The following is a 25,300-nucleotide window of genomic DNA, read 5'->3' on the forward strand; positions in this document are numbered from 1 at the left end:
CCGGGAGGACACATGAACGCCATCACCCCGCTCGCGGCCCAGAACCTCATCGACGGGGCCTGGCAAGGCGCGCTCTCGGGAGAGACCGCGCCGAGCTTTGATCCCGCCACGGGCGCCATGCTCGGCCATTTCCCGGCGAGCGGGGCAGCCGACGCGGAGGCGGCGATTGCCGCCGCACGGCGCGCCTTCGAGCGGCCGGAATGGTCGCAGGCCCCGCGCCTGCGGCAGATGGTGATGCTGCGCTGGGCAGATGCCATGGAGAAGAGGGCGGACGACCTCGCCCGCCTGCTCACCGCCGAGAATGGCAAGCCGCTGGCCCAGTCGCGCGGCGAGATCGCCGGCTCCATCTCGGAGATCCGCTATTATGCGGGCATCACGCGCTACATTCCCGGCCATGTGTTCGAGGTGGAGCCGGGCGCCTTCTCGACGCTCCTGAAGGAGCCGGCGGGCGTCGCCGGCCTTATCATCCCGTGGAACGCGCCGGCTGTGCTGCTCATCCGCGCGCTGACGCCGGCGCTCGCCGCGGGCTGCACGGCAGTGGTGAAGCCGGCCGCCCAGACCGCCCTCGTCACCGCCGAGATCCTGCGCACGCTGGCCGAGGTGGAGGGCCTGCCGCGCGGCGTCCTCAACCTCGTCACAGAGACGGGGCATGACGTGGCGCGCACTTTGGTGGCCTCGCCGGAGGTGGATGTCATCTCCTTCACCGGCTCAAACGCCACCGGCGCCCGTATCATGGCCGATGCCGCGCCCACCATGAAGAAGCTATCGCTGGAGCTGGGCGGCAAGTCCTGCTGCCTCGTGTTCGAGGATGCGGACGTGGAGGCCGTGGCGCCGAAGCTCGCGGCGGCGGCCACCATCATCGCCGGCCAGCAATGCACGGCGGCACGGCGCATCCTTGTCCACGAGAGCCGCTTCGATGCCATGAAGGCGGCGCTGAAGAATGCCCTCGCCGGCCTGAAGATCGCCCCCGGCGCAGCGGAGGGCAGCCAGATGGGCCCGCTCATCGACGAACCCTCCCGCGCGCAGGTGGAGCGCAAGACCGAGGAGGCCATGGCGCTCGCCGACGAGGTGGTGCTCGCCGGCAGCCGCCCCGGCGGCGCGCTGGAGACCGGGACCTTCCTTTCCCCCACGCTGCTGGCCCATGCCGACACCAGCGCCTTCTTCGTGCAGGAGGAGATCTTCGGACCGCTGGTGGTGATCGAGCGCTTCTCCGACGAAAAGGATGCGGTGACGCGCGCCAACCATACCGACTACGGCCTTTCCGCCAGCGTGTGGACCCGCGACGGCGCGCGGGCCATGCGGGTGGCGCGGGCGCTGCGCAACGGCACGGTGTGGATCAACGACCACAACAAGCTGTTCGCGGAGGCCGAGACCGGCGGCTATCGCCGCAGCGGCCTCGGACGGCTGCACGGCTATGATGCGCTGATCGACTTCATGGAGATCAAGCACATCTATCAGGAGGCCGGGGTGGTCTGATGCCCGCCCGTACGCCTCTTTCGGACATGCCCTTTTTCGACACGGTGATCGTCGGCGGCGGCTCCGCCGGCTGCGTCATGGCGAACCGGCTCTCGGCGGATCCCGCCCACCGCGTCCTGCTGATCGAGGCGGGGGAGGACACGCCGCCCGGCGCCGTGCCCGACGCCATCGCCGACAGCTACCCCATGGGCCTGTTCCACGGCGACCGTTTCGTCTGGCCCGGCCTCTCCGCCTTCACCGCTCAGCGGGTGGACGGCACGCGCGGCTCCCGTGCCTATGAGCAGGGGCGCATCATGGGCGGGGGCTCCAGCATCAACGTCCAGTCCGCCAATCGCGGACTGCCGCGCGACTATGACGAATGGGCCGCCCTCGGGGCCGCCGGCTGGGGCTGGGACGACGTTCTGCCCTACTTCATCAAGCTGGAACGCGATCTCGACTGCGGCGGCCCGCTGCACGGCAACGACGGGCCCATTCCCATCCGCCGCATCCTGCCGCCCGGCTGGCCACCCTTCGCCGAGGCCGCGACCTCGGCCTTCGCGGCGAGCGGGCTGCCTCGCAGGCTGGACCAGAACGGCGAGTTCGCGGACGGGGTCTTCCCGCCCGCCTTCAACAACGAACACGACCGCCGTGTCTCCGCCGCCGTCGGCTATCTCGATGCCGCCACCCGTGCCCGGCCCAACCTTGCGATCTGGCCCCGCACGCGTCTCCTGCGCCTCAGGATGGACGGCGCCCGGGCCGCGGGGGTCGAGGTGGAGCGGGACGGCGCGGTGATGGAAGTTGCCGCCGGCCGCGTGGTGGTGACGGCGGGCGCGCTGCAGACGCCGGCCATCCTCATGCGCGCCGGCATCGGCGATGGGGTGGCGCTGGCGGCGCTGGGCATCCCGGTGGCCGTCCACCGTCCCGCCGTGGGGCGCAACCTGCGCGACCATCCCACCCTCACCCTCTGCCAGTATCTGCCCGAGCGGCTACGCCTGCCCATGTCCTATCGCCGGGCCAGTTTCGCCGCCCTGCGATTTTCCTCCGGTGTGGAAGAGGGGGAGGCTTCGGACCTCTACGCCACCGCCTCCGCGCGGGCGGGCTGGCACGGGCTCGGCCGGCGGCTGGGGCTCTACTTCCTGTGGTGCAACCGGCCGAAGTCGAGCGGGTCCGTGCGCCTCGTGTCTGCCGATCCCCGCGCCTACCCCGAGGCCGACCTCAACCTGCTCGATCATCCCTCCGACCTCGCACGGATGAAGGCGGGGGTGCGCACGCTCTTCTCGCTCCTCGTCTGCGAGGCGCTTAACCCGGATGCGGGGGATGTTTTTCCCGCCGCCTTCTCGCCCTTCGTGAAGCGCCTCAGCCGCGTCTCCCGCACCAATGCGCTCGTCGCCGAGGCGCTGGGCGCACTCCTCGACGTGCCGGCGGGGCTGCGCCAGATGGCGCTGAAGCGCTTCATGTCCGGCGGTGTCTCGCTGGCGGAGATCGTCGCGGATGAGGCGCGGCTGGAGGCTTTCGTTCGAGGCAGCGTGTTCGGTGTCTGGCACGCCAGCGGCACCTGCCGCCTCGGTGCGCCCGACGATCCCGGGGCGGTGCTCGACCCCACTGGCAAGGTGATCGGCAGCGAAAACCTCTATGTGGCGGATGCCTCCGCCATGCCCCGCCTGCCCACGGCGAATACCAACATTCCGGTGCTGATGATCGCCGAGAAGATCGCCGCTGGCCTCGCCCGCGCCTGATGCGGCGCGGGCGGCGGCAGAGCCTCAGGCCTTGGACTTGAGGTAGGTGACCATGCCGATCACATCCTCGGCCACCAGCCGGCCGATGGGACCGCTCGAATAGACGGCGTTCACCACGCGGCCCTCCGGGTCCAGCAGGAAACCCGTGGTCTGCAGGTAATGCGGCTCCGCATTGGTGTAGGCGCCGAGCGCTGCGGCGACGGCATCCGCATTCACACTGTGGCCCACGGGGAAGGACAGGTGGTGCCGGGCGATGGTGCTGGCGCTCGTTGCCTCGTCGTCCACCGAGAAGGCCACCACCTTGATCCCGGTCGCGGCCAGCTTTTCGGCTGCACGCTGGAAGCCGGCCAACTGCGCCTGGCAATAGGGGCACCAGGCGCCGCGATAGACCAGCACCACCCCATATGAGCCGGCGAGGGCTCCCGGCAGCGCAATCGCTCCGCCACCCACGGCAGCGACGGTGAGCGCGGGAAACGTAGCGCCATTCTCCAAACGCGACATGGAAATACTCCTTCAACTGGACTTGTCGGTCCAAGGCGCCAGAAAGAAATTGGACTGTCAAGTCCAGTTCAGTTAGGCTTTGTCCATGTCGAAGACGCCGACGCCCCCACCTGCCCTCACCCGCCGCGGCGCCGCCACCCGCGCCCGCATCATCGAGACGGCGGCGGACCTCATCCACGCCCACGGCGCCGAGCGCACCAGCCTCGACGACGTGATGGAGGCGGGCGGCTTCAGCAAATCGCAGCTCTATCATTACTTCTCCGACAAGAATGCGCTGGTGCTGGAGGTGATCCGCTTCCAGACGGAGCGCGTGCTCGCCGCTCAAGACCCCTATCTCGCCACGCTTGATTCCCTTTACGCCCTGAAGCGCTGGCGCGACGCGCTGCTGGCGATCAATGCGGCGGGCGGCACCTCCGGCTGTCCTCTGGGGTCGCTGGCGAGCGAAGTGTCCAACGATTTCGAGACCGCGCGGCTCGATTGCGCCGCCGGCTTCGAGAAGTGGAGCGGCCTCCTGGAGCTGGGCTTCGCCCGGATGCAGGCGCGCGGCGAACTCGGCCCCTCTGCCGATCCGCACACCCTCGGCATCGCCGTGCTCAGCGCCGTTCAGGGCGGGTTACTGCTCGCCAAGACCGCACGCTCGGGCGAGCCCCTGCGCATCGCCCTGGACATGGCCATCGCCGAGGTGGCCCGGCACGGAACGGCGGGCGCGGCCCAGAGCGCGATCCGATCAAGTTGAATCAACTTGATCGGTGAATCGCCCTCTCACGCGAAGACAGAGAACGCGTAATCCGATCTGAGCGCGGTGCGATCGGATCGGCGCGTGCTCTAGGGTGCGGACGGCGCCGCGCCTGCGACTTCGGCGATGAGGGCGCGCAGCCAGCGCTGGCCGGCATGGCCGTGGGTGCGTTCGTGCCAGATGAGGCCCACCTCGAACCGCTCCGCGAGCCACGGCAGGTCGATCATCACCAGGCGGGCGGGCGGATCGCGCAGGAGGCGGCGCGGCACCAGCGCCACGAGGTCGCTCGCCGCGACGATCTCCGGAATGAACAGGAAGGAGGCCGCCGACATCACGACGTTGCGCCGATGGCCCAGCGCGGCGAGGCCTTCATCCACGGGCGTGTGAAAGTGTCCGCCGCTGCGCGACACGATCACATGCTCCAGCTCGGCATAGGCCTCGATGGTCAGTCCCGGCCTGAGCCGTGGATGGCCGCGCCGGCCGATGAGCACATAGGTCTCCTCGAACAGATGCTGCGCCCGCAGATGCGGCTGCGTCGGCAGCGGAGTGGCAAGCACGAGGTCGGTCTCCCCGGACGCGAGCTGCGGCTCCATCAGATCGGGAAGCAGATGGCGCACCGCCACCCGCACACCCGGTGCCCGTTCCCGCAGCGCCAGCACCAACGGCATGACGACGGCCGCCTGGATATAGTCCGAGCACGCGATGGATACGGTCAGCTCCGCCGTCGCCGGGTGGAAGTCGCGCGCTTCCAGCGTCATGCGCAGTTGGTCCAGCGCGGCACGCAGCGGGCCGGCGAGGTCCAGCGCCTTGGCGGTGGGCGTCATGCCGCGCCGGGCCGGCACCAGCAGCGGATCGTCGAACAGGTCGCGCAGGCGGGCGAGCTGCGCGCTCACCGCCGGCTGGCTGAGATGGAGCCGCGCCGCCGCCCGCGTCACGTTCCGCTCGGCGAGCAGCGCCTCCAGCGTGACCAGGAGATTGAGATCGAGACGGCTGGTATCCATCAAAATTATGCCAACTCAGACGAGATGCGATTTCATATATAGCATATCGCGGCCTAGCTTGCCGGCATCACCGCGCGTCGCCCCATCGGCCAAGGGCCGCCCGCCGCGCGCCGAGGAGTTTCAGTGATGTCCAAGACAGTCCTGGTGGTCTTCGCCCACCCCGAGCCTGCCTCCGTCACCCGCCAGTTGGTGGACGTGACGGTGGAGGCGCTAGCCGCCGAAGGCCACCGCGTTCTCACCTCCGATCTCTACGGCATGCGCTGGAAGGCGGTGTTCGACGCCGACGACTTCCCGAGCCGCGCCAATCCGGAGCGGCTCTCCTTCGTCGCGGAATCCGGCCACGCCTATGCGACCGGCCGGCAGCCGCCCGACGTGGTGGCGGAGCAGGAAAAGCTCCTCGCCGCCGATGCGGTGATCCTGCAGTTTCCGCTCTGGTGGTATGGCGTGCCCGCCATCCTCAAGGGGTGGATCGAGCGCGTCTATGCCTTCGGCTTCGCCTATGGCTACAAGACGGGCACCAACGAGCACCGCTTCGGCGAGGGCATCCTGAAGGGCAAGCGGGCGCTCGTGAATGTGCAGACGGGCGGCCCCGCCGCCGACTACGGTCCACGCGGCATCAACGGCCCCATCGACCAGTTGCTGTTTCCCCTGACCCACGGCGCCCTGTTCTATCCGGGCATGGACGTGCTGCCGATCCATCCCGTCTACGGCGCCGGCCGCTTCACCAGCGCGGAGCAGGTCGAAGCGGCGAAGGCCGGCTGGCGCCAGCGTCTCGGCGGGCTGTTCACGGACGCGCCCATCCCCTTCCGCGCCCAGAACGGGGGCGATTTCCCGGACCGGCACACCATGGCCGAGCACGTGTCGCCGGGCCGGACGGGCCTCGTCGCACACGTAGCGGACGCGGGTTGACGCCGAGGCGGGGGAGCCGCCCGCCCCCCGCCTGCCTTACACGCTCTCGAATGGTCGGGAAGAATCACACACGACAAGTCTAGTCGGGCGAGCCTATAGTTGATCATCATCACAAGGGGCGGAGAGCACGCACCCGTTTTGCCAAATGTTCCCGGTTTTTCGTTGCCGAATCTTCCCGATTGTCCCTCGGGCGTTCCCAAGAAGACACACTTTGAAAACCTAAGAGAATTCTCAGCTCTGTGGCCGATTGACGGCACTTCGGGCGCGCTTATGGTTTCATGGTGGTAGAATTCTGGTGTGACGACCCACACGATGCCCCAGCGCCGGGCGCGGACCATCGCGGCGACGTCACACCGCCAAAAAAACGGCCCCGGTCGGACGAGGGCTGAAAGGGGCGGGAGATGCACGGGGAGCGCGGGAGCGGAGCCTCACGGGGTATGGGTGCGGAGCGGGCGGTTTCACGCCGCGCGGCGTCCGGCAAATCGGCATCGGCGAGCATCGCCTCGAAGCACGCCATCGCGATCGCGCTCGGCTTCTCCGCGGCGGCCGTGCCGGTCGCGCTTCTGGCGGCCTTCCCAGCCATGGCCCAGGAGCAGTCCGCCAATTCCTCCGGCACGCTCCAGCTCGGCACCGTCGAGGTCGTCGCCACCACCCCGCTCTCCGGCACCGGCATCGATGCCGACAAGGTGCCCGGCGCGGTCACCATCATCGGTGCCGACCAGTTCGACCGGCTGAATTCCTTCGCCGTCACCGACGGTCTGTTCCAGTACACGCCCAGCGCCAATACCACGGACGTTCAGGGCAACGCCTTCTTCCAGGATTTCCGCTTCCGCGGCTTCGCCGCCTCGCCGCTGCAGGGCACTCCGCAGGGCATCGCCGTCTACCAGAACGGCATCCGCCTCAACGAGGCGTTCGGCGACACGGTGAACTGGGACCTCATTCCGGAGGTCGCCATCAGCCGCGCCGAGGTGTTCTCCAACAATCCCGCCTTCGGCCTCAACGCGCTGGGCGGCGCCGTCTCCATCCAGATGAAGAACGGCTTCAACTATCACGGCTTCGAAGGGAGCATTCAGGGCGGCTCGTTCGGCCAGATCGGCGGCAACATCCAGTATGGCGGCGAAAAGGACGGCTTCGGCGTCTACATCGCGGCCGACGCCGTACACGCCGATGGCTGGCGGCTCCAGTCGCCGTCCGACCTCGCCCGCTTCTACAGTGACTTCGGCTGGAAGAACGACAAGACCGAGGTCCACCTCGTCGCCAGTGCTGCAACGACCAATCTCGGCGTGGTCGGCCCGACCCCGGTGCAGCTGCTCGACCAGAACTGGAACTCCATCTACACTTGGCCGCAGACCACCGAGAACAACGTCGGCATGCTGGCCCTCAACGGCAAGTATGACCTCACCGATACCTGGCAGCTGCAGGGCAATCTCTACGCCCGCAAGTTCAGCCAGGCGCATGTGGACGGCAACGACGCCGATCTGGAGGCCTGTTCCAACAAGTGGAACCCCGGCGTCGGCAACACCAAGATGTGCCTGGAGGAGGATCAGTTCACCGGTCCGCCCGGCGGCGGCAACCCGGCGACCAATCCTGCCTATGCCGCTTTCCGCAGCCAGATGGTGCTGTATGACCAGAACGGCAACACCATCCCCTTTTCCGCGCTCGGACCGAACCAGCTCTACGGTGTCATCAACCGCACCTGGACCGACACCACCACCTACGGCGGCTCGGTGCAGGCGACCAGCACCGACAAGCTGTTCGGCCATGACAATTACTTCGTCATCGGCGGCAGCGTCGATTCCAGCGACATCAATTTCCGCTCCAATTCGGAGCTGGGCATCACCAATACCAATACCCTTCAGGTGGTGGGCACCGGGACCTATATCAAGAACATCCCGGACTATTCGCTGCCCGACCAGTATCAGGTCTTCTACCTGCCGGTGGACCTCAACGCGAGCACCCGATACTACGGCCTCTACGCCACCAACGCTTTTGACATGACCGACCGGGCGACCCTGACCATGGGCGCGCGCCTCAACATCGCGCAGATCTCCATGCAGGACGGCACCGGGACGAGCCCGCAGCTCAACGGCGACTACACCTTCGCCCGCATCAATCCGCTCATCGGCCTCACCTACAAGCTCACGCCGGAAGCCACCCTCTATGGCGGCTATTCGGAGTCCAACCGCGCGCCCACCCCGCTGGAGCTGAATTGCGCCGATCCCAACCGGCCGTGCCTGCTGGAGAACTCCCTGGTGGCGGACCCGCCGCTCAACCAGGTGGTCTCCCACACCTACGAGGTGGGCCTGCGCGGCAACGGCATGCTGTTCGGCGGCAAGGTGAACTGGAAGCTCGGCGTCTATCGCGTGGACAGCGACGACGACATCGTGTCCCTCGCCAGCCAGCAGACCGGCTACGGCTATTACACCAACGTGCCCGCCACCCGCCGCGAGGGCTTCGAGGCGGAGATGCAGTATGTGAACGGGCCGTGGAAATTCTACGCCAACTACGCCTATCTCAACGCCACCTACCAGTTCACCGGCTATCTCGCCTCGCCCAACAACCCCTATGCCACCGACGGGCAGGTGCTGGTGACGCCGGGCGACACCATTCCCGGCATTCCCACCCAGACCCTCAAACTCGGCCTCGACTACATGGTGACGCCGAAATGGAAGCTGGGCGGCGACGTGATTGCCGTCTCCAGCCAGTATTACGTGGGCGACGATGCGAACCAGGCGCCGATGCTTCCTGGATACTGGGTCGCAAATCTCCACACGTCCTATCAGGTGACCGACAATTTCCAGGTGTTTGGCTACATCAACAACCTGTTCAATGCGAAGTACGCCAGCTACGGCACCTTCTTCGACACTGGATATCTTGGTCTCAGCAATCCGCAGATGCAGTCGCCCGGCCAGCCCTTCTCCGCTTATGCCGGTCTGAAGGCCACATTCTGAGCCGAAGGCGCGCCGCTTACGGCGTGCGCGCTCGTCATCTGCGCGAAGAGGGCGATCGAACAGGCGCGGGGGCCTGTCGACCGACCCCACTCAAGGCGGACCCGGGGCGCATACCGGGTCCGCCCCCAGCATCACTTCCCGGGCATCCACCCCTTCAATGACCGCCCCGCGCGCGCTACCTTCCGCGCCGCCCGTCCAGGCCCGTTCATTGCCGGTGATCTCTGCCCGATGCCCCTTCCGACCGATTCCGCCGCCCCCCTCTCCGCCGCGGAGGCGATCCGCTCGCGCCGCTCGATCCGCGCCTTCCTGCCGACGCCGGTGGAAGACGAAATCGTCGCGCAGATCCTCGAGCTTGCCGCCCGCGCACCATCCGGCTCCAACATCCAGCCCTGGCGCGTGCGGGTGCTGCGCGGCGCGCCCCTCGCCGCGCTGACCGCCGAATTGCACGCGCTCTCGCTTTCCGGCGATCGGGGTGCCGAGGAATATGCCTATTACCCCCGCAAGTGGCGCGAGCCCTATCTCGGCCGCCGCCGCAAGGTGGGGTGGGACCTCTACGGCGCGCTGGGCATCGGCAAGACCGACACAGGCCGGATGCGCGAGCAGCACGCCCGCAACTTCCTGTTCTTCGGTGCCCCGGTGGGCCTCATCTTCACAATCGACCGCGACATGGAGGCGGGCTCCTGGCTCGATTACGGCATGTTCCTTGAGAACATCATGATCGCCGCGCGCGCCTTCGGCCTCCACACCTGCCCGCAGGCGGCGTTCATGCTCTACAGCACCGTGATCGCGCAGCGCCTCGCCATCCCCGACACCGAGATGGTCATCTGCGGCATGGCACTTGGCCACGCCGACCTCGCGGCGCCGGAGAACACTTTCGAGACTGTGCGCGAGCCGCTGGAGAATTTCGCGCACTTCATCGACGCCCTCGCCTGAAAGCCACGGCGCTCAGGCGAGCCCCGCCTCCGCGGCCGTGACGAGCTTCGTCTTCGAGCCGATGGCATTGAGGGCGATGCGGTGGACGACCTCGATGGGCGCGGTGCACAGATCCCCGATCACGCGCACCGAATAGCCGTCGGCGTCCCGCGACAGAGCGGTGAAGACGACGCAGTTCTGCGTCATCATTCCGCACACGAGCAGGTCGTCCGTGCCGGCGAGATGCGCGGCAAGGTCCGTCTCCTGGAAGGCGTCAGCGAACCGCTTGGTGACGACGGGCGCATCGCCCGCCGCCTCCAGGATCGCCGGACGAATGACGATGCCCGGCCCGTCCGCCGCGAACAGGCCCTTCGGTGCGGCGGAGACATGGCGCACCAGGACGATGCGGTCTCCCGCCGCCCGCGCCCTGCCGATGGCCGCGACGATACGCGCCTCGGTCTCCTCGGCCTGCCACAGGGGCAGCACGCCGCCGGGGAAATAATCCTGCTGGATGTCGATGACGAGAAGGGTTCGGGTCATGGCTCGCTCCTGTGCATGCCCCTCTTCTAGGGCGGCGCCGCGCCGGCCGTCAGTGGCCTGATGGACAAGAACCATGTAAATCGGGCCAATGCGCCTGGCCATCCTCGCCTATGACGGCATCAGCCCCTTCATGCTGTCCACGCCCCTCGCGGTGTTCGGCGAGCCCTTCCTCGCGGGCGGCCACAGGGTCGATGTCTGCGCGGAAGCGCCCCGCCTGTCCGCCACCGGCGGCCTGGTGATCGAGGCGCCGCATCCCCTGTCGGCCGCCCGCGCGGCGGATGTGGTCATCCTCCCCGGCTGGCGGGATGCGGACGAGCCGGTGCCGGAACCGCTGGTGGCGGAGCTGAAAGCGGCGGAAGCGCGCGGCGCGCTGGTGGCGGGCCTGTGTCTCGGCGCCTTCGGGCTCGCGCAGGCGGGTCTGCTCGACGGAAGGCGCGCCACAACCCATTGGGCGCGGGCGGAAACCTTCGCGCGGCGCTATCCGCTGGTGCGGGTAGATGCCGGCGCGCTGTTCGTGGACGAAGGCCAGGTGCTGACCTCGGCCGGCATCGCCGCCGGTCTTGATTGCTGCCTGCACCTCATGGCGCGGCTCTCCGGCGTCGGCGAGGCGAACCGGGTGGCGCGCCATCTGGTGGTGGCGCCGCAGCGGGCCGGCGCCCAGCCGCAGATCATCGCGCGGCCCACCATCGCCACGCCCGCCGACAAGCGCGTCACCGATCTGCTGGAAAGCCTCAGGGCCGATCCCTCGGCCACCCCGGCGCTCGATGACCTCGCCGCCCGCATGGGCATGAGCCGCCGCAGCCTCACCCGCCACATCCGCGCGCGCACCGGCGGCAGCCTCGGGGACTGGCTGAAACGGGCGCGTCTCGCCCAGGCGCAAGATCTGCTCGCCTCCGGTGCCCGCGGGCTCGAGGCCATCGCCCAGCGCTGTGGATTTGCGGACGCGCAGGCCCTGCGCGTCGCCTTTCGCTCAGAACTCGGAACCACGCCGCGCCAGTGGCTGGCGCGTCAGCGGCTGGATTGAGCGGGCGCCGCCCGTTTTCAGACGGCGCCCGCTCTAGTCGAAACCTCAGGCGCCCTTGAGCGCGGCCTGGAGCTTTTCTTCCTGCTCCTTGGAGAGGCTGGTCTGCAGCACGGTGCCGCCGAACTGGGCCATGTCGGCCACCACCTTGTCGGCCGTCACCTTGCCCACCAGCACGCAGAGCGCAGCCTGATTGGGGCCGAGGGCCGAGCTCGCCTGCTTGATGAAGTCGTCATTGATGCCGACATCGGTGAACTTGCCGGCGAGCGCGCCGGCGCCGGCACCGATGGCCATGCCGAGCAGCGGGTTGAGGAAGAGAAGGCCGACGAGCCCGCCCCACAGGCCGCCGGAAGCTGCGCCCGCGACGGTGGTGTTGATGAGCTGGTGCAGCTTGATGGAGCCGTCTTCCTGGCGCACCGCAACCACGGCATCGCCCAGCTCGATGAGATATTCCTTCTGGAGCTTGAGCAGCTCCTGCCGCGCGGCCTCCGCCTTGGCCTCGGAGTCATAGGCGATGATGATGAGGTCGGCCATCTTGGTCTCCAGATCCCTGTGCGGGCATCGCATCGCGCCCGCGGCCCTCTCTACAGGCCAAGTCGCGCCGATGCGCAACCCCCTCGGAGGTGCGGTACGCCGCGAAAAGCTGCAGCGCCCGTCGCATCGCTGTCACCATGGATCGCTGCATCACGCGGGATCGACCGCGGCCTGAAGCGCGAACTGTTGCAGCCGAAGGATCAGGATGCCCGCGCCGCATCGGGACGGGCGGCGGCGATTCCAACCATCCGTCGAGGCGTGATTTGGGGGAAGAGCAGAGCTGGACATAGGCAACGCCGGAGCGATCGAAGCCGTCCACCGAAATCACCCGCGCCGGCAAGGCATCGCTCAAGGATACAAGCACCCCCGCGAGCGCTTCTCGGCCACCCCGCGCCACGCGCATGGTCAACGGCACCGGGGATACTACCGGACACCCCCCGCACCCGGCTGGGCCGGCCAATTAAGTGTTTGCAAGGGTTTTAGGAGCTTTTGGGACTTACCCGGAAGGGTAAATGGTGCCAGGAGAGGACCCGCAATAGGTCCTTCTCCGAAGGCACTGGCGAGAAGTGGGACGAAAATTCCTCTACTGATCCGAAAGACGTTTTCGACGGGGCTATCCCACCGGCGGAGTCGGACAAATGACCGATTTCACCGAGCTGATGGGAGCGGTCGCGGAGCGTCTTTTGGGACCGCCGAACCCGCGCCACTCTTCCAATGATGAATGGCGGTACGGCACCAACGGCAGCTTGTCAGTCAAGGTCGGCGGTCCCCACAAAGGCACGTGGGCAGACCATGAGGCGAGCGAGGGCGGGGGCGTTCTGGACCTCATCGCGCGGCACCTTGGCGGCGGCAAGGATGCGGCCATTAGCTGGTTGCGGCGTGAGTTCCCGGACTTCGCCGGCCGCCCGGAGGTGCCCAGCGCCCGCGGCCGCATCGTGGCGACCTATCCCTACCACGATGAGACAGGCACCCTCCTTTTCGAGGTGGTCCGCTCGGAACCGAAGGACTTCCGCCAGCGGCGCCCCGATGGCGCGGGGGGCTATGCGTGGAACCTCAAGGGCGTGCGGCAGGTGCCGTATCACTTGCCGGAGCTGATCGAAGCAATTGCACATGAGCGAACCGTTTTCATCGTAGAGGGCGAGAAGGACGTTGACCGCCTTCGGGCCTTCAACATCCCTGCCACGTGCAATGCGGGCGGTGCAGGCAAATGGCGGGATGACTTCGCCACCCACTTCACAGGCGCCGATATCGTCATCCTTCCGGACAACGATGACGCCGGCCGGGACCATGCTGAAAAGGTCGCGCGTTCGCTCGCACCGGTGGCGGCGCGCGTGCGCGTGCTTGCCCTCGCCGGCTTGCCGCGCAAGGGCGATGTGTCCGATTGGATTGCGGCCGGCGGCAGCGCGGAGGATCTGCACCGCCTTGCCGAAGAGGCTCCCCCATGGAAGCCGACCGTTGCGACGCGGCTCCCCGCCGTCTGGTGGGGCGACGAAGACAAGCAACCGCCGTTGCAGTGGCTGGTGAAGGGGATGCTGGTCGACGGCGGTCTATCGACCGTTTACGGTCCGCCCGGCACCTCGAAGACGTTCCTTGTGCTTGACCTCGCCTTGCACGTTGCTCACGGGCGTGAGTGGTTCGGCCGGCGCGTCACGGCCGGAGGCGTGGTGTACGTCTCGGGCGAGGGTGGCTCCGGCATGCGCCAGCGCATGAAAGCATGGCGCAAGGAGCGTGGCGGAGAACCCGGCCGGCCGTTCGTTCTCGTGCCCTCTTCCGTCAACCTGTTCGATGACGACGATGGTGTCGAGACGCTGATCGCCGACGTCAAGCAGCACGCCGGCATGATGTGCGCGCCCTTGCGCCTGGTGGTGCTCGACACGCTCTCCCGAATGATCGGCGGCGGTGACGAGGACAAGGCGCGTGACATCAATGTCGTGGTGCAGCGGGCCGAGCGCATGCAGCGTGAGCTGGGGTGCCACGTGCTCGTTGTGCACCACTCCGGCAAGGACCGCGAGCGAGGCGCGCGGGGCTCGAACGCCCTGCTCGGAGCTGTCGATGCGGCAATAGAGATATCCCGCCACGAGACGGGATTGTGTGAGGGCAAGATCGCGAAGGTGAAGGACGGCGGGGACATAGCGCCTTTCACGTACGAGCTGCTGCAATCGGTTCTCGGGACAGACGAGGAAGGTGATGACATCACCTCCTGCGTTGTGTCGCCCGCGGACGCGAGCACCGGTGAGACGAAGGGCCTGCCCAAGCTCTCCAATGCCGAGCGGATTGCGCGTGAGGCGTTGATAGAGGCGATCGATCAGCAGGGCGAGGAGATGAAGGGCAACCATGCCCCCGCCTCCACGCGTGGCGTGCGCATCGAAACATGGCGGGAGTATGCCTACAGGCGAGGGCTTGGCGACACGCCGGACGCGAAGAAGAAGGCGTTCCAGCGCGCGCGGGAGGGCCTCAAGGCCAAGGGCATCATTGGCGTTTGGGAGCCCTTCGCATGGATCATCCGATGAAGCGGGACACGCATGTCCCAGCGGGACAGTCCCGATTGTCCCGGTGGGAGCGGGACGGGGGACATCCCCCCTTAGGGGGTGTCCCCCGTCCCGACACCAGCACCGCCGCTGCGGCATTGGTGGGCCTCGCTGGTCGGGTGCGACGGCTGGCGCCGTCACACCGAGACCCCGAAGCCTTCCATGAGGAGAAGTCGGCCATCGAGGCCGAGTTGAAGGCCTTGGCAAGGGTCCTCCCGGCCGGATCTCAATACGGGCAGACAGGGCGCGAGGGTTTTTTAGAGGGGGAGCATTTTAGGCCTAAAATCCGAGGCTTGAGGAAGACTTGAGCATGCCAGAGACGCATGGCTCCGACCTCTTCGGCGGCGGTGGCGGCCCGCCCGACACCATGTCCAAAAAGGGTTTCGCCGAGCTGATCGGCGTCTCGCCGGGACGGGTGTCGCAGATGATCGCTGCCGGCCTCCCGGTGGAGCCGAACGGGCGCATCCATGTGGCGCGGGGCCGTGCTTGGGTGGCCGCGAACGTGGACCCGAACCGGCGCCGCGCCTCCCTGGACGACGATGGCCGCCGGCCGGCTCCACTCACCCCTCGCGCGGCCAAGGAGGAATCGGAAGCCGAGATCGCCCGCCTCAAGGCCGAGCGCATGGGCGGTGCCCTTATCGACCGCCGGGCGACGCTGCGCACCATCGAGACCCGCGCACGCGCCGAACGCGACGCCTGGATCGGGTGGGTGCATCGAGTGGCGCCCGACATCGCCCGCCTCACCAATGCGGACCTCGCCGCCGTGGTGCCCCTCCTCGACCGCCTGGTGCGCGAGCAACTGGTGCGCCTCGCCGATCTGCCGCTCGGAGATATCGACCATGGATGACCTCGCCTCGCTCACCGCCGAGCTGGTGGACGCCGCATGGCGGGCGGGCCTGCGGCCGGAATTGCAGATCACTGTGACGGAGTGGGCGGATAGACACCGCATCCTGCCCGGCATGAACGCCGAACCCGGCCCGTGGCGCACCAGCCGCGTACCCTACCTCGCCGCGGTGATGGACTGCCTTTCGACCGCCTCGCCGGTGGAACGGGTGGTGCTCATGAAGGGCGCACAGACGGGAGGGACCGAAGCCGGCCTTAACGCCATCGGCTATTGGATCGCTCACGCGCCAGGCCTAATCCTTGCGGTGTGGCCCTCCATCGACATGGTGCGACGGAATTCGCGCACACGCATCGAGCCCCTCATTGAGGGCACGCCGGCCCTGAAGGACAAGATCGCGCCCGCGCGCGCGAAGGACCCCGGCAATACGGTCGGCATGAAGGAGTTTCCCGGCGGCGCGCTGGTGATGACTGGCGCGAATTCGGCCACGGGGCTGCGCTCGACCCCCGCCCGCTATCTGGTGCTCGATGAGGTAGACGCCTTCCCGGCCGACGCGGACGGGGAAGGCGACCCGGTGGCCCTCGCCGTGCAGCGCACCGTGACCTTCCGCGGCCGGCGCAAAATCTTCCTCATCTCGACGCCGACCGAGGCCGGCATCTCCCGCATTGAAAAGGCCTATGCCGAGAGCGACCGTCGCCGCTATTTCGTGCCCTGCCCCCACTGCGGCACGCACCAGGTGCTCGCGTGGCGCGGGGTGACGTGGCCCGAAGGAGAGCCGCGCAAGGCCTTCTATAGCTGCGAGGCCTGCGGCGGGGTGATCGAGGAGGCGGACAAGCCGGGGCTGCTGGCGGCCGGCGAGTGGCGCGCGACCGCCGAGGGCGATGGGCTCACCGCCGGCTTCCACCTCTCCGCGCTCTATTCGCCCTTCGAGAGCTGGGGTGAGATCGCCGCCGACTTCCTCGCCGCGAAGAGCGACCCGCTGCGGCTGAAGGCCTGGACCAACCTGAAGCTCGGCGAGCCCTTCGAGGATCGCGACGATGCCGCCATCGAGGCGGCGGGCTTCCTCTCCCGCCTTGAGGACTGGGGTGACGAACTGCCGGAGCCGGTGGCGGTCATCACCGCCGGCGTGGACGTGCAGGGCGACCGCCTGGAGCTGGAAATCGTGGGCTGGGGACCGGGCGAGGAATCGTGGTCTCTCGAATATACGGTGTTATGGGGCAATCCGGCCGAGCCGGAGGTGTGGCGCGCGCTCGACGCCGAGCTGCTTCGGACTTTCCCGCATCGACTGATGGGCGCGGTACCCATCCGCGCTGTCGCTATCGATTCGGGCGGTCATCACACCCAAACCGTCTACCGCTTCGCCCGCGACCGAGGCGGCCGGCGGGTTTGGGCGATCAAGGGCCGCGCAGGCCCCGGCCTTCCGGTCTGGCCCAAGCGCCCGCCCAAGCCGAAGGATCGGGCGAAGCTGCTGACGCCGTTCATCGTGGGCGTGGATGCGGCAAAGGAGGCGATCACGAACCGCTTGCGGCTCACCACCCCCGGCCCCGGCTATTGCCATTTCCCCGTGGGGCGGGACCTCGATTATTTCCGCCAGCTCGGCGCCGAACGGCTCCTTAAGACGTGGCGGCGAGGTGTGCCGATCCGTGAATGGCGGAAGGATCCGGGGGTCCGAAACGAGGCTTTAGATTGCCGAGTGTATGCCTATGCAGCACTACAGGCGCAAAATTCGGGCAATTTACGTCTGACGGAATCTCGCTCTTTGGACGGCGAGGCCACCACACCGCCGGGTTTGCCCCCCGCAGAAGAAATTTGTTCTTTCAAATCGCGATGGGTAACAGGGGACCAGGGCTAACTTCCGTGCTCTGATCCACCCGTTATCAATACTGCCTCAGCCCCACACTGATGGGCTTCTGCTACATCACTGAAGAAAACGCAGGGGCACGCCTTTTCGACGCGCATCCGTCCGTTCTCACCATGATACCAAGCAAAATCCCCCTCGTCTTTTATGAGGTCAATTCCGAACAGGGGAAGATCTTTGAGACGGTCAGGTGGCAGGCGAAACCAAGGCATGAATCACGCACAGGCTAGTTGATTCCCGCCAAAGAGATTACCGATAGTTGGCCGCAAACGCGAGATGGGCTCCACGTGTTCGACGCGAATAGGTGCGGATGGTACAACCGGGTGGCTCTCAACCGTTACCTCAGCACCATCCACCTGATAAAACGATGTAACGTAGGATTTTAACGAATCCACAACAAGTTCGTGTATTTCGCCGAGTGTATCTCTCTCGAAGCAAAATAACGGTTCTGAGGTGCTATAAACCGTGAACGAGCCATCCCCGGTCTTCGACACGATGACCTCTAGACGCTCCAGGCACGTTGCGAGCGATTCCAGATCATGTGACTTCGCGACATTGGTCATACTCGTCTCCCTGCCTCTTACTCTACGGCGCACTCGTTAACCCGACGTTCTATGTCGTCTTGGGTGAACGATGATCAGCCATATAGCGACTCTGCATCACGGAAATTTGCATTGTCGATCAACGCAAAATTCCCACCAAGCCGCCGGTACGCCAAGCCGTTTGCGCAGCCTTGTTCAAGTACCTTGAACAAGGCTGCGCGAACAGCTTCGATTGGCCGGAGGCATTAACTTCGTACATGACTTCGTCAAGTCACGCAACTCACGTTCTGTGTAGCCAGCCACTTCGCCGTGTACGCGAACTCGTCAGCACCGCTGTACAGCGCCGACAACACGTAGCTGCAAGCAAAGACGGTGCCGCGAGATATGTACGGAGCCGCTGCCTTACCGGAACTCCCACGGCTATGCATGCAGCGAGAACGGGCGAAACGGCCCCCGGTCGGAGTCGAACCGACGTTTTCCAATTAGAAGTTGGACGTCCTAACCGTTAGACGACGGGGGGAGAAGCTCTCCCCTAAGGGCCACGCGGATGGTGCCCATAGCAACGCTTAAGTGTCAACGTGGCGCAAGCGAACGCCTGGCCCGCCGCCGTCGCCCGCGATGAAATCAACGCCTGCGCTTTCCAACGCATGCTGCATCGCCCCCATTGTGGCTTTGATCGGCTCTCTACGGCCTGCCTCGAAGTCGGCGATTGTTCGAATAGCGACACCGGCTCGCAATGCCAGGTCTTCCCTTGACCATTCGATAAGAGCCCGAGCTGCCCGGCACTGCGCAGGGGTGAGAGGCATGTTGCAACGTTGCCTGTTTTAGGTATACTTCAAATCGGCAATCTCGCCTGATTTGGGTTTATACCACAGGAGCACGCGCATGGGCACCCATGTTCGCGAACGGGGAAAGCATGTCCGCGAGTTCGTGATGGTGGAGCAGGCGCGCCTTCGGGAGCGTATGGAAGCCGCCATCGAAGCGATGCTCGCCATGCTCGATGAATTGGAAGGCGAGGCCGACCTGGAGCCGGACGCCGACGCCGAACCCGATGGCGATGATGAACCAAGCCTCGGTGCACAGGAACCGAGCGGCGTTGCCTATTCGTGGCCACGCGGCCTCAAGACACCCGGCCAGGGCTGGTATTCGCCGCTCGGCAACCCCTCGCAAGAGCATTGGGGCCAAGGCGACACTCACAGCGGCGCCGACCTCGAAGACGAGCACGATGGCCGCGAGCCGGAACAGGGCGACGAGGAGCCGGACCTCGGATGGACTGAGGATGAGACTGCATCGGGCACCTATGCGCCCACCGTCATCCTCGCCTAGTTCAAAATTCGAAATCGTGAGACTTCCCACGCCACCCGAGCTGTGGCATGGTGAACGAAATCGTGGGACGTCTCACATGTCGCTCAAGCCCGGTGCTCGTATCGAAATTCATGAGGAGCGCTTTAGCTCCGCCGAGGCTGAGGCGGCAACGTTGGTGAGCCAAGTCACCCAGAGAGATTGGCTGCGGCGCGGATTGATCCAGCCCGGTCGTAATGGCGGCCGGACAGCCTTCAAGGGCCTTGATCTGGCTTTCCTTGTGATCCTGCGGGAGCTGACCCACCATCAGATGTTCGTTGGGGCCGCGGCTGACATCGCCGCCCTCGCTGCACCCCTGGTCATGACCTTCGCCGAGTGGGCATCAGTCACCCCCGAAGATGCACCCTTCGTCGGCCTCCACGGCAGCAAGGCACGCCGCTTCCTCGTCGTTCCCCACGACGGCGATGCAGCGCGCTGCGATGCGCCCGCCGAGTGGTTCGCGCGACAGGACGCGGAAGGGAAGTCAGCGAGTGCGTTGATTCTCGACTGCCGCGCCCTCGGCCAAGAGCTGGCGCAGCGTCTCCCGCGCCCCTTGATCCGCGTCGAGCGGAGTGTGGCCCAATGATCCCGTCCCTTACCCGCCTATTCGACACGCTTGGCCGGCCGTTCGCCGCGTTCGGGGCCGCCCGCCGCTCTTACGATGCGGCCGGAGGCGGCCGGCGGTGGCGCGGCTTCAACGACATGTCCAACCAGCTCGGCGCACAGCTCGCCGCGCGCGGCCCAGTGGCGAAGCGTGCCCGTGCCCTGGTCGCGAACAACCCGCTTGCCGCATCGGGGGCCGAGGCGTGGGTTTCGGCCGGCGTCGGCGCAGGCATCAAGGGGCAGTGCACGCACCCACAGGTTTCCGTTCGCGAGACGATCAGCGCCAGCTTCGAACGCTGGACCGATACCGCCGACGCGGAAGGGCGGTCGGACTTCTACGGCCTGCAAGAGCTGATCATGCGCCGCATGGTGGTCGACGGCGAGGCCTTCGTGGCCTTCGTCCATGATGCGCGCGGTAGTCTGCGCCTTCGTCTGATCGACGGCGAACAGGTCGACGCATCCATGCACCGCGAGCTGGCGGATGGTGTGCGGATCATCGCCGGCATCGAGTTCGACGCGGCGGGCCGCCGGCTGGCCTATCACGTGTTCCGCGAGCGGCCGGGCCTGCCATTGGGCACGACCTTCGAGACCGTGCGCCTGCCGGCCGAAGACGTTTGCCACATTTTCCGAATGGACGTGCCGGGCCAGGTGCGCGGCCTCTCGTGGTTCGCCCCGGTGCTCCTGCGTCTCGCCGACTATGACGCCGCCTCGGACGCCCAGCTTGTCCGCCAAAAGGTGGCGGCACTGCTGACCGGCTTCATCATCGATCCGAACGCGGAGCCGGTGGGGTTCCCCGGTCAGCCGGACAGCTCGGGCAATCTCGAGGGCGGCATGGAGCCGGGCGCGCTCAAGGTGCTCCATCCGGGGCAGGACATCCGCTTTTCCGACCCGGCGAGTGTCGGTGCCGAGGTGATCGAGTTCCTCAAGGTGACGGCGCGGGAAATCGCCGCCGGCCTCGGCGTCCCCTATGAGACGCTCACGGGCGACCTTTCGGGCACCAACTATTCCAGCATCCGCGCCGGACTGGTGGCGTTCCGCCGCCGAGTAGAAGCGCTCCAGCACAATTTGCTGGTCTATCAGTTCTGCCGGCCCGTCTGGCGCCGGTTCATCACCGCCGAAGTGCTCTCCGGCCGACTTGCTGCGCCGGGCTTCGAGCGCGATCCGGAGCCTTACCTTTCGGCCCGCTGGATCACGCCGCGCCAGGAATGGGTGGATCCGGCGAAGGACAGCCAGGCCGAAATTGCCGCTATCGGCGCCGGTCTCATGAGCCGCCGGCAGGCGGTGGCGGCCCGTGGCTATGACCTCGAAGCCCTCGATGCGGAAATCGCGGCGGACAATGCGCGGGCCGCAGCCCTCGGGCTCAATTTCGCGGCAGGAGGTTCGGCGCCAGCCGCGACGCAAGGCCAGGAGACCAAGGGCAAAGAGGGCGAAGCTGCGAAGGAAGAGGCCGACGCATGAAACCCGACCTCATCGTCCCCTCATGGTCCCGCTTCTGGCACTTCGCCAATCCCATCCTGTCCCAATGCTCGCGCGATGAGCTTCGCCGGATGGCTCGCGCCTGCCGCCTGTTCGCCGACCGTCTCGACATCCTCGCGCAGAAGCGCCGGAAGAAGGGGGCAGCATGAACGCGCCTGCCGACATCATCACCCGCCGCGCACCGCTCGCCGCCACCAGCTGGGACGCCGAGCAGCGCACCCTTGAAGTGACCTTTTCCACGGGTGCGCCGGTGGAGCGCTACGACGCTCGCGGCGCCTACACCGAGCGCCTCAACCTTGATCAGGACTGGTCGACCTTCATCGGCGCCCCCGTCCTGAACAGCCACCGCCGGGGCGACCTGACCGACGTGCTGGGCTCCGTCCAGAAAGCCTGGACGGTCGGCGGGAACCGAGAGGCCCGCGCCGTCATCAAGTTGTCCCGGCGGGCGGATGTTGATCCCATCGTTCAGGACATTCGCGACGGGCACCTTCGCGGTGTCTCCGTTGGCTATGTCGTTCACGACTGGAAAGAAACCACCGAAGGCGGACGGCGCGTGAAGACCGCGACCCGCTGGAGCCCGGTTGAGCTTTCCATCGTCCCCATTCCCGCCGACCGCCAGGCCACCATTCGAGGTGAGACCATGACGGCCCCCACCAGTGCGCCCGCTGAATCGGCGAGCGTGACCCCGCCCGCCGCGGCGGCCCCCATCCCCACGGCGTCCGCGGACCGGGCCGCCGTCAACGCGGAGATCCGCTCCATTGCGAGCGTCGCCGGACTCGATCAGGCTTGGATTGATGGCCAGATCGATGCCGGCGTGAACACCGAAGCGGCCCGTGCTGCTGCGTTCGACGCCATGCGCGCCCGATCGGCCCCGGCCGGTCAGCTCCGCACCAGCACGATCAGCGTCGGTGTCGACCATACCGACCCGGCGATGCGGGCGGCGGCCATCGGCGAGGCGCTCTACACCCGCGCCAATCCGGGGCACACCCCTTCCGAAGCGGCGCGTGCTTATGTGGGCCTTTCCATTCCGGAGATCGCCCGCGACTGCCTTCGGGCCCGCGGCGTGCCTGTGACGGGCCTCGGGACCGCCGAGGTGGTGACGCGCGCGCTGCACACCACGTCCGACTTCGCGCTGGCCCTCGCCGACACCCAGGGACGGGTGCTCGCGACGGCCTACAAGGCGGCGGCTTCCGGCCTGAAACCCCTCGCCCGGCAGGTGACGTTGCCTGATTTCCGGAAGCGGACCTTCATCCGGACTTCTGGCATCTCCGACTTGGAGAAGGTGAACGAAGCGGGCGAGTTCAAGCGCGGGACGTTCGGGGAGGCCGGTGAATCCGTCATCCTCGAAACCTTCGGCAAGGTGTTCGGCATCTCCCGCCAGGCGCTTGTCAACGACGACACGGGGGCGCTTTCGGACGTGCCCCGCAAGTTCGGCGATGCTGCCGCACGCTTCGAGGCGGACAAGCTCGCAAAGCTCCTCACCTCCGGGGGCGGTGTTGGCCCGACTATGGCTGACGGCAAGGCGCTCTTTCACGCCGGGCACGGCAACCTCGCCGCCACCGGCGCGGCGGTGGATGTGTCCAGCCTCAGCGCGGCGCGGCTCGCCATGCGGGCGCAGACGGACGATGCCGGCCACCTCATCAGCGTGGTGCCGAAGTATCTCGTCGTCGGCCCGGCCAAGGAGACCGAGGCCGACCTTATCGTCTCGTCCATCTCCGCGACCTCGGTCGATGAGGCCAACCCCTTCGCCAGCAAGCTGACGCCGGTGGTGGAGCCGCGCATTGCCGGGAACGCCTGGTATGTGGTCGATCCCACGGTCGACGGCCTGATCTACGCCCACCTCGCCAGCGAGCCCGGCCCTCAGCTGGAAAGCCGTGCGGGCTTCGACGTGGACGGCATCGAGACCCGCATTCGCCTCGACTTCGGGTGCGCGTTCATCGACTGGCGCGGTTGGTACCGCAACGCAGGGAACTGACCATGGCCGATGACCTCGCCACACTGGAAGCGCAGCTCACCGAGCTGCGCGCGGCCCGCGCCCGCGGCATCCGCAAAGTCCAATACAGCGATGGCCGTGCCCACGAATACGGCTCGCTCGATGAGATGGGCCGCGTCATCACCGATCTGGAGCGGCGCCTTGCCGCTCTGACGCGCACGCCGGTGCGCACCGTGCTCATCCATTCTTCGAAAGGCGTTTAACCCGTTCGGCGTGGGGTCATCCTGAGGGCCTGCGGCTGGCCCAACACCGGAAAGTTCGCCTCCCTCCCACGCAGACGCACATGTCAGGGCCAAGGCGAGCGCAGCCGCACCAATTTCGTAACGAGGCATGTGATGGCGAAACGCCCCGCGCTCATTCGGAAGTCCGACGCGACGCAGCTGCTCAAAGCGGCGCGCGATGCTGGCTTCAATAATCCGAGGCTTGAAATCGAGCCTGGCGGCAAGGTGGTGCTTGTCGCCGAAAACCCCGTTGCGCCCATGCCGGACGCTGTCACCGGCGAAGCCGCGAATCCTTGGGATGAAGCTGTCGGCTAAAATGCCTCGCCAGAACCCACCCCACCTTTCCCGCGACACCGACAGGCACGGCAACGTGCGCTGGTACGTGCGCATGCCCGGCAAGCCCAAGGTGCGCATCCGTGAGGACTACGGAACGCCGGCGTTCTGGTCGATCTATCGTGACGCGCTGGTGGGCATCAGGCCGCAAAAGGCGGGTTCGCGAACCGAGAAGGAGCCGGCTCCCCCCGGCTCTCTCCGCTCCCTGTGCGAGCGCTATTTCGCGAGCGGGGATTTCCGTGGCCTGGACGAGACGACGCGGCGAGTGCGCCGCTCTATCCTTGAGCGCCTGTGCCAAGAGACGACGCCATCAGGCTCGCCATGCGGAGACTTGCCCTTCAAGGCAATGCTGCCCCGCCATGTTCGCAGCTTCCGCGACAAGAAGGCCGACACCCCAGGCGCGGCAAATTCCATGGTGAAGGCGCTGCGCCAGCTCTTCACATTTGCCGTGGCGTGCGACCTCGCCGACAACAATCCGGCGAAGGAGGTGCCCTATCTGCCGCCTGTGCGCCCTGACGGCATCCCCGCCTGGAGTGACGACGACGTGCGGGCATTCGAGGCGAAGCACCCCACTGGCACGATGGCCCGCCTTGCCTTGATGCTCTTCGTTGAATTCGGGCAACGGATTTCGGATGTGCATCGGCTTGGTCCGCCGATGATGAAGGATGGGGCCCTGACCTTCACCCAACACAAGAACCGCAATCGCAAGCCGGTGACGCTGACGCTCCCCGTGAGCGAGCGCTTGCGCGCTGTTCTCGAAGCGCTGCCCGAGGGCCGGCGCACATTCCTCGTCAACGAGCATGGCAAGCCCTTCGCCTCGACTGCCGTGTTCGGCAACCGCTTCAGGGATTGGTGCAGGGAAGCCGGGCTTCAGGGCCGTTCCGCCCACGGCCTGCGCAAGCACTTTGCCGCCACCCTCGCCGAGCACGGCGCGAGCGATCGCGAGATCATGTCGATGACGGGACACCGCACCTCAAAGGAGGTGGATCGGTACACGCGATCAGCCAGCCAAAAACGATTGGCAGCGGCGGCGCGGCAGAAGCTATCTAGGGAAGAGTTTGTCCCACCGTCTCCGGTACCCCCGGAAAGTGGGACGAAAATCGCTCTTAAGCCATTGACGGATAAGGCTTATCCCGAAGGGGATGGTGCCCAGGAGAGGACTCGAACCTCCACGGCTTTCACCACTGGTACCTGAAACCAGCGCGTCTACCAATTCCGCCACCTGGGCCCCGTCCGGTTTTGGCCGGCTGGGAGCGCGACACATAGAG

23 protein-coding genes, 2 tRNA genes and 1 pseudogene are annotated in these 25,300 nt (G+C 66.8%); 18 read left to right on the top strand and 8 right to left on the bottom strand.

The window, feature by feature from the left end; all coding sequences use genetic code 11:
* Positions 1–12: 12 nt before the first annotated feature.
* Positions 13–1,476 (top strand): aldehyde dehydrogenase family protein, encoded by a 1,464-nt coding sequence (locus ACT54R_RS08750; protein WP_476325426.1) that lies wholly within the window; start codon positions 13–15, stop codon positions 1,474–1,476.
* Entirely contained in the window at positions 1,476–3,191 is a 1,716-nt protein-coding gene (locus ACT54R_RS08755; protein ID WP_476325429.1) for a GMC family oxidoreductase, read from the top strand. The genes ACT54R_RS08750 and ACT54R_RS08755 overlap by 1 nt, the downstream gene beginning before the upstream one ends.
* Before the next feature lie 24 nt (positions 3,192–3,215).
* On the opposite strand, the gene ACT54R_RS08760 is transcribed toward ACT54R_RS08755, so the two are convergent.
* A complete protein-coding gene (locus tag ACT54R_RS08760; RefSeq protein ID WP_476325431.1) occupies positions 3,216–3,692 on the bottom strand; it encodes a redoxin domain-containing protein in 477 nt (158 codons plus the stop codon).
* 85 nt (positions 3,693–3,777) lie between these two features.
* On the opposite strand from ACT54R_RS08760, the gene ACT54R_RS08765 reads away from it, so the two are divergent.
* Positions 3,778–4,428, top strand: coding sequence for a TetR/AcrR family transcriptional regulator (locus tag ACT54R_RS08765; protein ID WP_476325433.1), 651 nt, complete (start codon positions 3,778–3,780; stop codon positions 4,426–4,428).
* Between the two features lie 89 nt (positions 4,429–4,517).
* Here the strand turns inward: ACT54R_RS08765 and ACT54R_RS08770 are convergent, their stop codons facing one another.
* Positions 4,518–5,429, bottom strand: coding sequence for a LysR family transcriptional regulator (locus tag ACT54R_RS08770; protein WP_476325435.1), 912 nt, complete (start codon positions 5,427–5,429; stop codon positions 4,518–4,520).
* A gap of 126 nt (positions 5,430–5,555) precedes the next feature.
* Here ACT54R_RS08770 and ACT54R_RS08775 point away from each other — a divergent pair, with 126 nt between their 5' ends.
* From ACT54R_RS08775 to ACT54R_RS08785, 3 genes are all read left to right on the top strand, one after another.
* Positions 5,556–6,338, top strand: a complete 783-nt coding sequence (locus ACT54R_RS08775; protein WP_476325437.1) for an NAD(P)H-dependent oxidoreductase — start codon at positions 5,556–5,558, stop codon at positions 6,336–6,338.
* A gap of 437 nt (positions 6,339–6,775) precedes the next feature.
* Positions 6,776–9,289 (top strand): TonB-dependent receptor, encoded by a 2,514-nt coding sequence (locus ACT54R_RS08780; RefSeq protein WP_476325439.1) that lies wholly within the window; start codon positions 6,776–6,778, stop codon positions 9,287–9,289.
* Positions 9,290–9,517: 228 nt separating this feature from the next.
* Complete coding sequence (locus tag ACT54R_RS08785; RefSeq protein ID WP_476325441.1) at positions 9,518–10,222, top strand: nitroreductase; 705 nt, start codon at positions 9,518–9,520, stop codon at positions 10,220–10,222.
* Between the two features lie 12 nt (positions 10,223–10,234).
* Here ACT54R_RS08785 and ACT54R_RS08790 read toward each other — a convergent pair whose 3' ends face one another.
* The gene (locus ACT54R_RS08790) at positions 10,235–10,741 is read right to left on the bottom strand and encodes an isochorismatase family protein (protein ID WP_476325443.1); all 507 of its coding nucleotides are present in this window, start codon (positions 10,739–10,741) and stop codon (positions 10,235–10,237) included.
* 88 nt (positions 10,742–10,829) lie between these two features.
* On the opposite strand from ACT54R_RS08790, the gene ACT54R_RS08795 reads away from it, so the two are divergent.
* Entirely contained in the window at positions 10,830–11,765 is a 936-nt protein-coding gene (locus ACT54R_RS08795) for a GlxA family transcriptional regulator (protein ID WP_476325445.1), read from the top strand.
* Positions 11,766–11,810: 45 nt separating this feature from the next.
* Here the strand turns inward: ACT54R_RS08795 and ACT54R_RS08800 are convergent, their stop codons facing one another.
* Positions 11,811–12,296, bottom strand: coding sequence for a DUF1269 domain-containing protein (locus ACT54R_RS08800; protein WP_393973177.1), 486 nt, complete (start codon positions 12,294–12,296; stop codon positions 11,811–11,813).
* Between the two features lie 638 nt (positions 12,297–12,934).
* On the opposite strand from ACT54R_RS08800, the gene ACT54R_RS08805 reads away from it, so the two are divergent.
* From ACT54R_RS08805 to ACT54R_RS08815, 3 genes are all read left to right on the top strand, one after another.
* Complete coding sequence (locus ACT54R_RS08805) at positions 12,935–14,806, top strand: AAA family ATPase (RefSeq protein ID WP_476325447.1); 1,872 nt, start codon at positions 12,935–12,937, stop codon at positions 14,804–14,806.
* Positions 14,807–15,134: 328 nt separating this feature from the next.
* Positions 15,135–15,671, top strand: coding sequence for a hypothetical protein (locus ACT54R_RS08810; RefSeq protein WP_476325449.1), 537 nt, complete (start codon positions 15,135–15,137; stop codon positions 15,669–15,671).
* Positions 15,664–17,517 (top strand): phage terminase large subunit family protein, encoded by a 1,854-nt coding sequence (locus ACT54R_RS08815; protein ID WP_476325451.1) that lies wholly within the window; start codon positions 15,664–15,666, stop codon positions 17,515–17,517. The genes ACT54R_RS08810 and ACT54R_RS08815 overlap by 8 nt, the downstream gene beginning before the upstream one ends.
* Before the next feature lie 221 nt (positions 17,518–17,738).
* Here the strand turns inward: ACT54R_RS08815 and ACT54R_RS08820 are convergent, their stop codons facing one another.
* The 3 genes from ACT54R_RS08820 to ACT54R_RS08830 all read right to left on the bottom strand — a co-directional run bounded on the left by ACT54R_RS08820 (position 17,739) and on the right by ACT54R_RS08830 (position 18,871).
* The gene (locus ACT54R_RS08820; RefSeq protein ID WP_476325453.1) at positions 17,739–18,086 is read right to left on the bottom strand and encodes a hypothetical protein; all 348 of its coding nucleotides are present in this window, start codon (positions 18,084–18,086) and stop codon (positions 17,739–17,741) included.
* Between the two features lie 427 nt (positions 18,087–18,513).
* A tRNA-Arg gene (locus ACT54R_RS08825) sits at positions 18,514–18,584 on the bottom strand.
* A 47-nt stretch (positions 18,585–18,631) separates the two neighbouring features.
* Positions 18,632–18,871: a helix-turn-helix domain-containing protein gene (locus ACT54R_RS08830; RefSeq protein WP_476325455.1), complete on the bottom strand. Its 240-nt coding sequence runs from the start codon at positions 18,869–18,871 to the stop codon at positions 18,632–18,634.
* Positions 18,872–18,950: 79 nt separating this feature from the next.
* Here ACT54R_RS08830 and ACT54R_RS08835 point away from each other — a divergent pair, with 79 nt between their 5' ends.
* The 8 genes and pseudogenes from ACT54R_RS08835 to ACT54R_RS08870 all read left to right on the top strand — a co-directional run.
* Positions 18,951–19,391 (top strand): hypothetical protein, encoded by a 441-nt coding sequence (locus tag ACT54R_RS08835; protein WP_476325457.1) that lies wholly within the window; start codon positions 18,951–18,953, stop codon positions 19,389–19,391.
* A gap of 76 nt (positions 19,392–19,467) precedes the next feature.
* Complete coding sequence (locus tag ACT54R_RS08840; protein ID WP_476325459.1) at positions 19,468–19,992, top strand: MerR family transcriptional regulator; 525 nt, start codon at positions 19,468–19,470, stop codon at positions 19,990–19,992.
* Positions 19,989–21,467, top strand: coding sequence for a phage portal protein (locus ACT54R_RS08845; RefSeq protein WP_476325461.1), 1,479 nt, complete (start codon positions 19,989–19,991; stop codon positions 21,465–21,467). Before ACT54R_RS08840 ends, ACT54R_RS08845 begins: the two co-directional genes overlap by 4 nt.
* Entirely contained in the window at positions 21,464–21,634 is a 171-nt protein-coding gene (locus ACT54R_RS08850) for a hypothetical protein (protein WP_476325463.1), read from the top strand. The genes ACT54R_RS08845 and ACT54R_RS08850 overlap by 4 nt, the downstream gene beginning before the upstream one ends.
* Entirely contained in the window at positions 21,631–23,460 is a 1,830-nt protein-coding gene (locus tag ACT54R_RS08855; RefSeq protein ID WP_476325465.1) for a prohead protease/major capsid protein fusion protein, read from the top strand. The genes ACT54R_RS08850 and ACT54R_RS08855 overlap by 4 nt, the downstream gene beginning before the upstream one ends.
* A gap of 2 nt (positions 23,461–23,462) precedes the next feature.
* Positions 23,463–23,681, top strand: coding sequence for a phage head-tail joining protein (locus tag ACT54R_RS08860; RefSeq protein ID WP_476325467.1), 219 nt, complete (start codon positions 23,463–23,465; stop codon positions 23,679–23,681).
* A gap of 132 nt (positions 23,682–23,813) precedes the next feature.
* Positions 23,814–24,014 (top strand): hypothetical protein, encoded by a 201-nt coding sequence (locus ACT54R_RS08865; protein WP_476325469.1) that lies wholly within the window; start codon positions 23,814–23,816, stop codon positions 24,012–24,014.
* A gap of 616 nt (positions 24,015–24,630) precedes the next feature.
* Positions 24,631–24,984: pseudogene (locus tag ACT54R_RS08870) on the top strand (tyrosine-type recombinase/integrase); the annotation flags it as partial.
* A 191-nt stretch (positions 24,985–25,175) separates the two neighbouring features.
* Here ACT54R_RS08870 and ACT54R_RS08875 read toward each other — a convergent pair.
* A tRNA-Leu gene (locus tag ACT54R_RS08875) sits at positions 25,176–25,260 on the bottom strand.
* Positions 25,261–25,300 lie beyond the last annotated feature (40 nt).

The organism is Xanthobacter sp. DMC47 (genome assembly GCF_056313845.1).